Origin of the sequence: Streptomyces sp. NRRL WC-3626 (assembly GCF_000718785.1) — a bacterium.
Lineage (GTDB): Bacteria > Actinomycetota > Actinomycetes > Streptomycetales > Streptomycetaceae > Streptomyces > Streptomyces edwardsiae.
The window spans coordinates 82185-94941 of sequence record NZ_JOCA01000026.1 but is presented as its reverse complement, the minus strand read 5'-3'; the positions used below and the strand labels follow the sequence as shown (position 1 = coordinate 94941).

Below are 12757 nucleotides of genomic sequence, written 5' to 3'. Positions count from 1 at the left end.
GGCCGAAGGCCCTCCCGCCGTGTCCCGGCCCGTCCCGCACGCATGTCCTGGACGTCCGTCCGGCGCGGGCGCTGGGGCGCTCGGCGTCGACGAGGGACACACCGGTGTCCCTGGGCGTCGTGGCCTCCTTCGCATGGTCCTCCCACGCCCTCTTCCTCGGCGGCGCGGGTGACGGCGTCCTCGGCGATGAGTTCGGTGGCCTCTGACAGTCTGTGTGTCGTGGGGTCCGGTGACCTCACGACGACCCGCACCCGCCGCTTTGAGAGAGAAGCTGATGACCGACACCACCTGCCACATGTCGATCTCGCTCGACGGCTTCGCCGCAGGACCCGACCAGAGCCGGGACGATCCGCTGGGCAAGCGCGGACAGGAACTGCACGGCTGGCACATCGGCGACCCGCGCGCGACCGAGGCCGACAAAACGGCCGACAGCTGGCTGATGCGCCCGCGCGGCGCCTACGTCATGGGCCGGAACATGTTCGGACCCGTCCGGGGTGAGTGGAACGAGGCGTGGGACGGATGGTGGGGCCCCGAGCCTCCCTACCACGCCCCGGTTTTCGTGCTCACGCGCTACGCCCACGAACCGATCCGGATGGAAGGGGGGACCACCTTCCACTTCGTCACCGAAGGCTTCGACGCCGCTTACGCGCGGGCGCTCGAAGCCGCCGGCGGTTCAGGTGTGGACATCGCCGGCGGCGCCTCGACGGTTCGACAGGCACTCAACGCCGGTGTGATCGATGAACTCGTCCTCGACATCGCACCCGTCCTGCTCGGCGGTGGCGAGCGCCTGTTCGATGGCGTCGAGACCTTCGATTTCGATCCCGTCGAGGTGCTCCACTCGCCGCTGACCACTCATATCCGCTACCGCAGACGCGACGCCGGCTGAGCGGCAGCCGGGACTTCCGCCGGCCGGCTTCAGTCGTGCCTCGCGCGACGTCCGGATATTCTCCCGGTGTGACGCAGCGACCCCTCCCCGACGCGCGGCGGCCCGCCAACGCCGGGCCGAAGGCGGCGGCGCGCAACCGGGCCGCTCTCGTCTCGGCCGCCCGGGAGATCTACACCGAATCCGGCCTGGAGACACCGCTGTCCGCGATAGCGCGCCGGGCCGGGGTCGGTCAGGGCGTGCTGTACCGGCACTTCCCCGACCGGGCGGCCCTGGCGGTCGCCGTGCTGGAGGAGAACGTCCGGCAGATCGAGCGGGCGGCGGCGGTGCCGGGCGCGGACATCGCCGGGCTGCTCGGTGTACTGACCTGGCACCAGGCGGAGTCGACGGCGTTCGTCGGGGTCCTGCACGCGGACGGCGGGGGCAGCCACTTCGACCCTCCGGCGTACGCACTGACCTTGTCCCATCGGGTCGAACAGGCCCTACGGAAGCATCTGCCGGACGGTCATCGGCTCGCCGCGCGACCGGACGACCTGATGCTCGCCGTCGGCATGGTCTCCGGCGCCGTCGCCGGCCGCACCCGCGAGCAGCGGGAGAGCCGGGCGCTGGCGGCCTGGCGGCTGCTCGGTGTCGAGGTCGGACCGGTGCGGCCCTTCGAGGAGTGAGCGGCGGCAGGGGCTTCAGCCGCCGTTGGACTGACGAATTCCCTCCGCCAGCGCGTCGAAGCGGTACACGTAGCCCCCGGCGGGCCCGCTGACGGTCATGTACGCCGTGGTCCCGCCGGGTGTGATCGCCACGTTGGTGGCCGACTCCAGTCCTTCGGCGGCGCGGGCGGGCAGCTCCACCGTCGCCAGGCGCTCGCCGCTGTCGCTGTAGACCGCCATCGCCGGCCTGCCGTGCAGGGCCTGGTAGAGGTTGCCGTCCGCGTCCACGGCGATCGAGTCGGTCTGCGCGATCCCGCCGTCGACCTGGACTGCGGTGTGCAGCGAGGCCCTGCCGCCCTTGTCGTCCAGCCGAAGGTAGGAGATGCGGTTCCGCGTCAGTTCGCTGAACCACAGCCCGCGGTAACCGGCGTCGAAGGAGATGCCGTTCGGTGACGCCAGGCCGTCCGCCAGGACGGTGGCGTTCTCCCCCTCGCGGTCGATCCGCACCACGCGGCCCGTCGCCTCGCCCCGCGACATGCCGCGTGAGTCGCTGATGTACAGGTTGCCCTCCTGGTCGAAGGCGAGATCGTCCGGGTTCATCCGCGCCCCGTCGACTTCGCCGGAGAAGAAGGTCCGCGGGTCGCCGCCGTCCGGGGCCAGGCTCACGATGTCACCGTGGGAGAAGTCGGTGAGGTAGAGGCGCCCGTCGTACGGGCTGAACTGGGCCGAGGTGTAGGTGCCGCGGTCGTCCGTGTGCACCGGCCGTGAGGTCTTCTTCCGGACATCGACGCGCAGCACCTTCGGCTCACCGGAGGGCGCGGTGACGTCGACGACGAGCAGTCCACCGTTCCCGTCGAAGGTCGGCCCCTCCAGCAGCGTCATGCCGGTCAGCTCGTGCGCCTGCGTCAGCCGCATCACCTTCTGCGCGCGAATGGCCCGGTCTCCGCCGACGCCGGCCGCCGGCTCCGCGGAGGAACCACCGGCCTCCGCTCCGCATCCGGCGAGAGCGGCCAGCAGACCGGCCGCTGCGAGCCCGGCGAAGGGGCGGGCCGGGAGTCGTCGCATCTCCATCACTCTTCCTGTCCGAGGTACGCCCAGGTGTGCGGAAGCATCCTCACACCAACCGGACAGCACTGTCCGGTCCTTGTTACCGTAGTGCACGGCTGCTCAAGTCCCGTGACCTTCCGCTCAGTTCATGGGTGCGGTGGCCCGTTGACGGCACACCGGAAGGAATGAGGTCCCCCCACATGACCCATGCGCAAGAGCTGTCGGCCGAGGCACTCGCCGATCTTCGGGAGCGTTATCGGACCGAACGGGAGCGACGGGTACGTCCCGACGGAACCCGGCAGTACCTCGGCGCCGACGCCGAGTTCGGCTACTTCGCGGCCGATCCCCACGCGGGCGAGCCGGCCGGGCGGGAGCCGCTGCGGGACCGGGTGGACGTCGCGGTCGTCGGAGGCGGATTCGGCGGCATCCTCGCGGGGGCACGGCTGCGGCAGCGGGGAATCGGGCGGGTGCGTGTCGTCGAGACGGGCGGCGACTTCGGGGGAACCTGGTACTGGAACCGGTACCCCGGAATCCACTGCGACATCGAGTCGCACGTGTACCTGCCGCTGCTCGACGAGACGGGATACGTTCCGGAGTGGAAGTACGCGCCCGGTGAAGAGATCCGTCGTCACGCGGCGCGGATAGCGGAGGAGTTCGGCCTGTACGCGGACGCCCTGTTCTCCACCACGGTCGACTCCCTGGCGTGGGACGACACGTCCGAGGCGTGGATCGTCTCGACCGACCGCGGCGACAGGTTCCTGGCCACCTACGTCATCACGGCCACGGGAACCCTGTCCGAGCTCAAGCTTCCGGGGATCCCCGGCATCGAGGACTTCAGGGGCCACACCTTCCACACGTCACGCTGGGACTACGGCTACACGGGCGGCACCCCGGAAGGGGGCCTGACCGGGCTCGCGGACAAGCGTGTGGGCGTGGTCGGCACGGGAGCCACCGGCATCCAGGTCGTCCCGGAACTGGCCGAAAGCGCCGGGCACCTCTACGTCTTCCAGCGCACCCCCTCCACCGTGGACGTGCGCGCCAACCGCCGCACCACCGCCCGGGACGTCGGCGCGGACCAGGACGGCTGGGCGAGCCGGCGCCGCGACAACTTCCTGCGGATCGTCTCCGGCGAGAGCGCCGGGGAAGACCTCGTGGACGACCGGTGGACGTCATCGGCCGGCCTTCTGGAGAAACTTCTGCCGAGCTTCCGGCGGCAGGGCGATCGCGCCGCCTTCGAAACGGCGTACGAGTCGGCGGACGCCGCCAAGATGAACGAGCTCCGCGCCCGGGTGGAGCAGATCGTCACCGACCCGGAGACGGCGGAGAAGCTCAAGCCCTGGTACCGGTACGCCTGCAAGCGCCCGACCTTCTCCGACCTGTACCTCCAGGCGTTCAACCGTGACAACGTCACCCTGGTCGACACGGCGGACACCCACGGCATCGAGCGGATGACCGAGCACGGCGTCGTCGTCGGCGACCACGAGTACGCACTCGACTGCCTCGTCTTCGCCACCGGGTTCTCCGTCGGGGTGTCCGGTGTCCACTCGGGCCGGATGCCGGTCCTCGGCCGCCGGGGTGTCCGGCTGCGGGACGCGTGGCGGAAGCAGGGGCCGCGCACCCTGCACGGTTTCACCAGCAACGGCTTCCCGAACCTCATCCAACTGGGCGGCACACAGAGTGCCAGCAGCGTCAACTACACACACGTGCTGGACGAACACGCCGTCCACGCCGCGGCCCTCGTCGCCGCCGCCGAGTCCCGGGCAGCACTGATCGAGCCCTCCCGCGCGTCCGAGGACGCCTGGATCGCCGCCCTGTCCCGAGGCGCCGCCGACCACGAGTGGTTCCACGCCGAATGCACCCCCGGCTACTACAACGCGGAAGGGCGCGGCCGGCCGAACGGCCCGACCGCCTACCCGCACGGCGCGGTCGCGTTCCACGACCTTTTGAGGCGGTGGCGGGCGGAGTCCATCGACGAGGTCCTCCGCGACAGGACCGTCACCCCCGGCCACCAGTCCGCTTCCTTGTGATCACCGGATCGTTGATCGGGCCGGCGACCCCGTCAACGAGAACCTTCCCGGGGTCGTGGTGTGCCGGTCCGGTGCGGCGACCGGGGTCTCCTTGGTTCGTGCTTCCGTCTCGACGGGTGGGGCCGTACGGCCCGCGGGAAGCGGTGCGGCGGGCGGCCGGTCCCGCTTCCCTCCGGCGGGGCGCCGCCGCGGGGTCCGCCCGGTCCCCGTCGACGTCCGTCCGGCCCGTCACCGGCTGTCGCTGCCCTCGGTGCCGGACAGCTCGGCCCGGCCCGCCTCCAGGCGGGCCACCGGGATGCGGAACGGGGAGCAGGAGACGTAGTCCAGGCCGGCGGCGTGGAAGAAGTGCACCGAGTCGGGGTCGCCGCCGTGCTCACCGCAGACACCGATCTTCAGTTCCGGCCGTGCGGCCCGGCCCTCGGCGACCGCGATCTCGACCAGGCGTCCTACGCCGTCCCGGTCGATCGTCTCGAACGGGGACACCTTGAAGATGCCCTTGTCGAGATAGGCGGAGAAGAACGCCGCCTCCACGTCGTCCCGCGAGAAGCCCCAGGTGGTCTGGGTCAGGTCGTTGGTGCCGAAGGAGAAGAACCGCGCCTCCTGGGCGATGCTGCCCGCGGTGAGGGCCGCCCTGGGCAGCTCGATCATCGTGCCGACCGGGCAGGTCACGGTGACGCCGGACTCCGCGGAGACGTCGGCGAGGACCTGGTCCACCTCCTCGCGCACCAGCCGCAGTTCCTCCACGGTGTCGATCAGCGGCACCATGATCTCCGCCCGCGGGTGCCCGCCCGCCCGCGTGCGCTCCACGACGGCCTCGGCGATCGCCCGTACCTGCATGGCGACCAGTCCCGGCGCCACCAGGCCCAGGCGTACTCCGCGCAGGCCCAGCATCGGGTTCTCCTCGTGCATGCGGTTGACGGCGTCGAGGAGTTCGGCGTCGTGCGGGGTCGGCGGGGCGCCCTGGGCCTCGGCCGCGGCCAGCCGTACGGCGAGCTCGGTGCGGTCGGGCAGGAACTCGTGCAGCGGCGGGTCGAGGAGGCGGATGGTGACCGGGAGGCCGTCCATCGCCTCCAGGATCCCGGCGAAGTCCCGCCGCTGCAGCGGCAGCAGCGCGTCCAGGGCGCGTTCGCGTTCGGCGTCGGTGCCGGCCAGGATCATCGCCTCGACGAGCTGACGGCGGTCGCCGAGGAACATGTGCTCGGTACGGCACAGACCGATCCCCTCGGCCCCGAAACGGCGGGCGCGGGCGGCGTCCTCGGGCGTGTCCGCGTTCGCGCGCACCCCCAGCCGGCGTACCGCGTCGGCGTGTTCCATGGCGCGGGCCACGGCGCCCACCAGCCCGTCCGCGTGCTCGCCGGTGTCGAAGTACCGCATCACGGCGGAGTCGATCAGGGGAGCCGCACCGGTGTGGACGGTGCCCTCGGAACCGTCCACCGAGAGGACCGTGCCCTCCTCGACGACCGTGTCCCCCACGGTGAAACGCCGTCCGCGCACATCGACGGTGATCGTCTCGGCGCCGCACACGCACACCTTGCCCATCCCGCGGGCGACCACGGCCGCGTGGCTGGTCTTGCCGCCGCGGCCGGTCAGTACGGCCTGCGCCGCGATCATGCCTGGCAGGTCGTCGGGCGTGGTCTCCTCCCGCACCAGGACGACCTTCTCCCCGGCGGCGGCCCGCCGTACCGCCTCGGCCGAGTCGAACACCGCGGCGCCGACGGCGGCTCCGGGCGAGGCCGGGATGCCGTGCGCGAGCGGGGCGCCCACCGCGGAGGTGTCGAAGCGTGGGAACATCAGCCGGGCCAGTCCGTCGCCGCTCACCCGTACCAGCCCTTCGTCGGCGCTGATGAGCCCCTCGCCGGCCAGTTCGGCGGCAAGGGTGAACGCGGCTTCGGCGGTGCGTTTGCCCACCCGGGTCTGCAGCATCCACAGCTTGCCCCGCTCGACGGTGAACTCGATGTCGCACAGGTCCCGGTAGTGGCTTTCCAGCCTGGCCATGTGCGCGCACAGTTCGTCGAACGCCTCCGGGTTCAGCCGGCCCAGTTCCTCCAGCGGCACGGTGTCGCGGATGCCCGCGACGACGTCCTCGCCCTGCGCGTTGGGCAGATAGTCGCCGTACAGGCCACTGCGGCCGGTGGAGGGGTCGCGGGTGAAGGCGACGCCGCTGCCGGAGCCGGGACCGAGGTTGCCGAAGACCATCGTCTGCACGGTGACCGCGGTGCCGAGGTCGTCGGGGATGTGCTCACGGCGACGGTAGACGCGGGCCCGCTCCATGTTCCAGGACCGGAAGACGGCCAGCACCGCCCGCCGCAGCTGCTCGGCGGGGGACTGCGGGAACGACTCGCCCGTCTCCCGGCGGATCAGCTCCTTGTACATCTCGACGAGCCCGGCCAGATCCGCCGCGTCCAGCCCCAGATCGTCGGCCGCGCCGCGGTCCCGCTTCAGGCCCGTGATGGTCTCCTCGAACAGGGCGCCGTCGACCCCCATGACCGTGCTGCCGAACATCTGCACGAGCCGGCGGTAGGAGTCCCAGGCGAAGCGCTCGTTCCCCGAGGACTTCGCCAGCCCCAGCACCGAGTCGTCGTTGAGTCCGACGTCGAGGATCGTCTCCATCATGCCGGGCATGGAGAAACGGGCCCCGGAGCGGACCGACAGCAGCAGCGGGTCGTCGGGCTGTCCGAGCCGCCGCCCGGAGGCCCGCTCCAGACCCTTCAGGTGATCGGAGATCTCGCGCGCGAGACCGGCCGGCTCACCTCCGCCGGCGAGGAACACACGGCACGCCTCGGTGGTGACGGTGAACCCGGGTGGCACCGGCAGGCCCAGACGGGTCATCTCGGCGAGGTTGGCGCCCTTGCCGCCGAGGAGTCCGGCCATGTCCCGGCCGCCCTCGGTGAACGCGTACACGTAACGGGTCATGACGGAACCCTTCCTTCCGGGTGGTCGGGGCGGCTGGGACGGGGCACTCCCGCAGACGACGCGGGCCTCGATCCGCCCGTCCAGGATCCCGGCGACAGACCGCCCGACGCTCTCCGGGGGCAGGTCCCGTAGACCACCCGGGTACGTCCGGCGGCGTGCGGCGGGGTCGCCCCGCCCTCCGGGGTCCACGACGGCGCCGGCACTCGAGTGCCCCGGCACGAACGGCGGGGCGGGTCCGACTCGCCGTGCGGCGTGGATGCCGGTGTGGCCCGGCCCGGTCCGGGGCCGGGCGGTCCCCGGACACCGGTGGTCCGGCGGACGGCCGGACGAGCGTGGCCTCCATGGGATACCCCCTGCCTGCCGTCGATGCCCCGCCCCGGGTACCAGCGTCCGTCCCGCGCCGGCGCGGCGGCAGGTGCCGGCCGGCCCCTCGGGGGAGGTCCAAGGGCCCCGTCCTCGCCGCGCACCCGCCCCACCGGCCCGGCACCGGCGGACGAGCCGAGCCGAACGTCCTGGCAGCTCGGCCCCGCACGGCCCGAGGGCAGCCCACGCATCGGCCGGAAGGCGGACAGCGACACGGAAAGCACGAGGACCGGAAGGGCGATGGACGAGCGTGCGCGTGGGCATCAACGGCGCGGCCGCATCGGAGGCAACGTCCGGCGCTGCGCGCCAAAACGCGCGGCAAACGCGGCCGGCCCACCCGTGGTGCGGGCCGGCCCGGCTGTGCGCGGGACGCACGCGATCGGACCACGGCCCGGATTGTGGTGTCGTTTCACTGCCGCCACGATGAAGACATGGCTGTTGCGCGTCCCGCCCGGTTCGACGCTTTCCGGGCTCTTTCGGAGCGGCGTGGGAGAGCCGGTGAGCGGCTGGTCGAGCGTCTGGTTCACGCCAGGGAGGGCAGGGCGGACGGCCCCGGGAGCTGGGCTCCGGGCGTCGCTGCCGGTCTTGGTCTCCCCGCAGCCGCCGCACTCGGACCTGCTGCCTACTACGCGGACCTCGTCTCGCCCCACGGCCGTCGCCATGTGCGGATCTGCGCGGCGACGGCGTGCTTCGCCGCGCAGGCAGGACGGCACGTCACCCAGGTGGAGCGGGAAGTGGGTGTCGACGCGGGCACCGCTTCACCCGACGGAGCAACCTCGCTGCAGGCCGTCCGCTGCCTGGGGTACTGCTACGCCGGTCCCGCCGCGCTCGACGGGGCCATACCCTGCACGGGGCCCGCGCTCGCCGAACAGCTGGCAGGGCGCGAGCCACCGTCCGCTCCACAAATCCCGGCGGCCGACGACACCGGTGCCCCCGTGCTGCTGGCGGGGGTGGTCGCCGGTGAACCGGCGTGGCAGGTGTGGCCGGAGATCGTGACGGCCGGCGATCCCGACCGGGTCAGGCGGGAGGTGGCCGCCTCCGGGTTGCGCGGACGCGGGGGAGCGGGCTTCCAGGTGGCGGCGAAGTGGGAGGCGGCCGGCCGGGCGCCCGGCACCGTGGTGGTGGCCAACGGCGACGAGGGGGATCCGGGATCGTACGCCGACCGGCTGCTGATGGAGGCCGACCCGCGGCGGGTGCTGGAGGGTCTGGCACTGGCCTGCTTCGCCTGCGGCGCCCGCCGGGCGGTGGTGCTGGTCCGCTCGGAGTATCCGACGGCGCTGGCACGCATGCGGGAAGCGGCCGGGGAAGCCCGGGCCGAGGGGCACTTCGGCACCTCCGTGCACGGCACGGGCACTGCCCTGACCGTGGAGGTGGTCGAGGGCGCCGGATCATACGTGGCCGGCGAGGAGACCGCGTTGATCGCCAGTCTGGAAGGGGACCGGGGCTGCGCCCGGCCGCGCCCGCCGTACCCGACCGCGCGCGGACTGTGGGACGCGCCGACCGTGGTGAACAACGTGGAGACCTTGGCGGCCGTCCCCTGGATCGTGGCCCGGGGCGGCGACGCCTACGCCCGGCGCGGAACACCGGAGGAGACCGGTACGAAACTGGTCTGCCTCTCGGAGCGGTTTGCCCGGCCGGGAGTGTACGAGGTCGAGCTGGGTACCTCGCTGCAGCGCGTCGTCACCGAACTGGGTGGTGGCCTCAAGGACGGCAGCGAGCTGACCGCCCTCCAGGTGGGCGGCCCCTTGGGTGGTTTTCTCGCCCCCGGCGCACTCGATGTGCCGCTCACCACGGCCGGCCTGGCGGCCCGCGGTGCCGCGTTGGGCCATGCCGGACTGGTCGCCATCGATCAGCACGTGACGCCGCGGGACGTACTCCGGCATGTGTGGGAGTTCTCGGAGGCGGAGAGCTGCGGCGCGTGCTCCCCCTGCCGGGTGGGCTCGCGCCGCGGCCGGGAACTTGCCAACGCCGACGCCGACGCCGACGCCGGCACCGGCCCCGGTGACGAGTGGAAGCGTCTCGCGCATGTTCTGGCCGAGGCGAGCCTGTGCGCGTTCGGACGGCGCATTCCGCCCGCCGTGCACAGCCTCGCCCACGTCTACGGCGACCGACTGGCGGGATGGGAACCATGAGCGGAGTCGAGATCCGCGTCGACGGCACGGGCGTCACCGTGCCCGAGGGGGCCTCCCTGCTCGCCGCGGTGCGGGCGGCCGGGACCGACCTGCCCTCGCTGTGCTCGGACGAGCGGACCGGCCCGGCGGGGTCCTGCCGTACCTGCCTCGTGAGCGCCGACGGGCTGACCGTGGCGGCCTGCGTGACCCCGGCCGGCCCCGGTGTACACGTCGAGACCGGCACCGACGATCTCCGGCGGCTGCGCCGGGAGGCGGTGGAGGTGATCGTCTCGGCCCTGCCGCCACGTGCCCTCGCCGACGACAACCCTAGTGAACTCGCCGAACTCTGCCGGTCGTTGGGCATCGGCGCCGACACGGCGCAGGGTGCCGGAGGCCGGGGCGGGGACGACTCCCACCCCTACGTCCGGCTGGACCGGGACCTGTGCATCGCCTGCGGCCGGTGCGTCCGCATGTGCGCCGACGTGCAGGGCACCTTCGCCCTGACCCTGGCCGGCCGGGGCGCCGGCACCGTGGTCGCGCCCGGCACCGGCGGGGCCTGGGCCGAGTCCGACTGTGTGGCGTGCGGCGGCTGCGTCGACACCTGCCCCACCGGTGCGCTCGCCGAACCCGGCCCGGCGCGCGGGCTCACCTCCGCCCGCCGGCCGCCCGCGACCCGCACGACCTGCGGATACTGCGGTGTCGGCTGCACCCTGGACGTCGTCACGGCGGGCGGCGAGGTCACGGCCGTACTGCCGGCCCGCGACGGCCCGGTCAACCAGGGCCACGCCTGCGTCAAGGGCCGCTTCGCCCATGGTTACCTGACCTCCCCCGAACGGCTCACCCGGCCCCTGCTGAGGAGTTCCGGCCGCCTGGAGCCCGTCAGCTGGGACGAGGCGCTCGGCCACGTAGCACGCGGCCTGCGTGCGGCTCTCGCGGACGGCGGCCCGGACGCGGTGGCGATGATCTCCTCGGCACGAGCCACCAACGAGGAGAACTACCTGATCCAGAAGTTCCTGCGGACCGTCATCGGCACCAACAACGTCGACAACTGCTCCCGCCTGTGCCACTCCCCGTCCGCGGCCGGCCTGACCGCCTCCTTCGGCCTCTCCGGCGGCACCGACACCTTCGACGACGTCGAACGGTCCGACTGCCTGCTGGTGGTGGGGGCCAACCCCGTCGAGGCCCACCCGGTGGTCGGGGCACGGCTGCTGCAAAGCGTGCTGCGCGGGGCCCGGCTGGTGGTCGCCGATCCGCGTGCCGTGGGCCTCGCCGCACACGCCGACGTGCACCTGCGGCCCCGCCCCGGCACCAACGTGGCACTGTTCCACGGACTCGCCCACGTCCTGCTCGCCGAAGGGCTCGCCGACGAGGCGTTCCTGCGTGAGCGGGCCACCGGACTGGACCGGCTCACCGAGCTGCTGGCCGACTATCCGCCGGACCGGGTCGCGGACATCACCGGGGTGCCCGCCACCGACCTGATCGCCGCAGCCCGGCTGTACGGCGAGGCCGGGTTCCCCGCGATCGTCTACGGCCTGGGGGTCACCGAGCACCTGCACGGCACCGACGGGGTGCGGTCCATGGCCAACCTGGCGATCCTGCGCGGCGCCGTCGGCACCGGTCGCGGGTACGGGGTCAACCCGCTGCGCGGTCAGAACAACGTCCAGGGCGCCTCGGACATGGGCGCGCTGCCCGACCTGCTGCCCGGCTACGGCGGAGTGCTCGACCCGGCGGCGCGGGCCCGTGCCGAGGCGGTGTGGGGCGTTCCGGTACCCGAGCGGCCCGGTCTGCGCATCCCGGACATGTTCGCCGCCGCGCGGGCGGGGAAGCTGCGGGCGCTGTGGGTCGTCGGGGAGGACGTGTGCGCGACCGACCCGGATGCGAACCGGGTGGCCGCGGCCCTGGAGGCGTGCCCGCTCGTGGTGTGCAGCGAACTGTTCCTGTCCGAGACCGCCCGCCGTGCCGACGTGGTGCTGCCCGTCGCGTCCTGGCTGGAGAAGGACGGCACCTTCGTCAACTTCGACCGCCGGTTCCAGCGGGTCCGCCCCGCCGTGCCCCCACCGGGAGAGGCACGCAGTGACTTCGACGTCGTGCACGCCGTCGCGTCGGCCATGGGCGCCGACCTCGGCTGCCCCACCCCGGCCGCCGCCCTGGCCGAGTGCGGTCGCCTCGCCCCCGTCTTCGCCGGGGTGTCCCACGACCGGCTGGACCGGGAGGGCGCCGTTCCGTGGCCCTGCCGGGATCCCGGCCGCCCCGGCGAGGCGAAGCTCTACCGGGAGCGGTTCGCCACCGCCGACGGCCGCGCCCACCTGGCCGCAGCCCCCTATCTGCCGCCCGGTGAAGACCCCGACGACGACTACCCCCTCGTCCTGGTCACCGGACGACGCTGGGCGCACTACAACTCCGGCAGCATGACCCGGCGCGGCGCGAACCTCGCCCTCGACCCCGTCGACTTCCTCGACCTCCACCCCGGCGACGCGCACCGGTACGCCGTGCGCGACGGCGAGCCGGTCACCCTGGAGAGCCGGCACGGCAGGGCCCGGCTCGTCGCCCGTATCGGCGAACAGACCGCGCCCGGCCAGGTCTTCTGTTCCTTCCACTTCCCGGCGAGCGGGGTCAACCGCCTCACCTCCGGCCATGCGGACACCGTCACCTCCTGCCCCGAGTACAAGATCACGGCGGTCCGCGTGATCGCCTCGTGACGGTTCGGCAAGATCTTCCGTCTCAAGGCCGCCGCGCCGCTGTTCCTGGTGCGCCTGCTGCCCGGTGACG

General features: G+C 73.0%; 7 protein-coding genes. 5 read left to right on the top strand and 2 right to left on the bottom strand.

Annotated features, from left to right (window positions below):
- Positions 1-274 precede the first annotated feature (274 nt).
- The gene (locus IF28_RS0131030; RefSeq protein ID WP_030227279.1) at positions 275-886 is read left to right on the top strand and encodes a dihydrofolate reductase family protein; all 612 of its coding nucleotides are present in this window, start codon (positions 275-277) and stop codon (positions 884-886) included.
- Positions 887-954: 68 nt separating this feature from the next.
- Positions 955-1548, top strand: a complete 594-nt coding sequence (locus tag IF28_RS0131025; RefSeq protein WP_030227276.1) for a helix-turn-helix domain-containing protein — start codon at positions 955-957, stop codon at positions 1546-1548.
- 15 nt (positions 1549-1563) lie between these two features.
- Here the strand turns inward: IF28_RS0131025 and IF28_RS0131020 are convergent, their stop codons facing one another.
- On the bottom strand, positions 1564-2592 hold the full coding sequence (locus tag IF28_RS0131020) for an SMP-30/gluconolactonase/LRE family protein (RefSeq protein WP_030227273.1): 1029 nt from the start codon (positions 2590-2592) through the stop codon (positions 1564-1566).
- Between the two features lie 182 nt (positions 2593-2774).
- On the opposite strand from IF28_RS0131020, the gene IF28_RS0131015 reads away from it, so the two are divergent.
- On the top strand, positions 2775-4601 hold the full coding sequence (locus IF28_RS0131015) for a flavin-containing monooxygenase (protein ID WP_030227272.1): 1827 nt from the start codon (positions 2775-2777) through the stop codon (positions 4599-4601).
- A 228-nt stretch (positions 4602-4829) separates the two neighbouring features.
- Here the strand turns inward: IF28_RS0131015 and ppdK are convergent, their stop codons facing one another.
- Entirely contained in the window at positions 4830-7514 is a 2685-nt protein-coding gene (gene ppdK / locus IF28_RS0131010; protein ID WP_030227271.1) for a pyruvate, phosphate dikinase, read from the bottom strand.
- Positions 7515-8308: 794 nt separating this feature from the next.
- Between ppdK and IF28_RS0131005 the strand changes: the two genes are divergently transcribed.
- Entirely contained in the window at positions 8309-10009 is a 1701-nt protein-coding gene (locus IF28_RS0131005; protein WP_030227270.1) for an NAD(P)H-dependent oxidoreductase subunit E, read from the top strand.
- On the top strand, positions 10006-12687 hold the full coding sequence (gene fdhF, locus IF28_RS0131000; RefSeq protein WP_037894374.1) for a formate dehydrogenase subunit alpha: 2682 nt from the start codon (positions 10006-10008) through the stop codon (positions 12685-12687). The genes IF28_RS0131005 and fdhF overlap by 4 nt, the downstream gene beginning before the upstream one ends.
- The last annotated feature ends 70 nt before the right edge of the window (positions 12688-12757 follow it).

Coding starts and splice junctions, on each gene's coding strand:
- ppdK (WP_030227271.1), bottom strand. CDS start 7,514: ATGACCCGTTACGTGTACGCGTTCACCGAGGGCGGCCGGGACATGGCC.
- IF28_RS0131030 (WP_030227279.1), top strand. CDS start 275: ATGACCGACACCACCTGCCACATGTCGATCTCGCTCGACGGCTTCGCC.
- fdhF (WP_037894374.1), top strand. CDS start 10,006: ATGAGCGGAGTCGAGATCCGCGTCGACGGCACGGGCGTCACCGTGCCC.
- IF28_RS0131015 (WP_030227272.1), top strand. CDS start 2,775: ATGACCCATGCGCAAGAGCTGTCGGCCGAGGCACTCGCCGATCTTCGG.
- IF28_RS0131005 (WP_030227270.1), top strand. CDS start 8,309: ATGGCTGTTGCGCGTCCCGCCCGGTTCGACGCTTTCCGGGCTCTTTCG.
- IF28_RS0131020 (WP_030227273.1), bottom strand. CDS start 2,592: ATGCGACGACTCCCGGCCCGCCCCTTCGCCGGGCTCGCAGCGGCCGGT.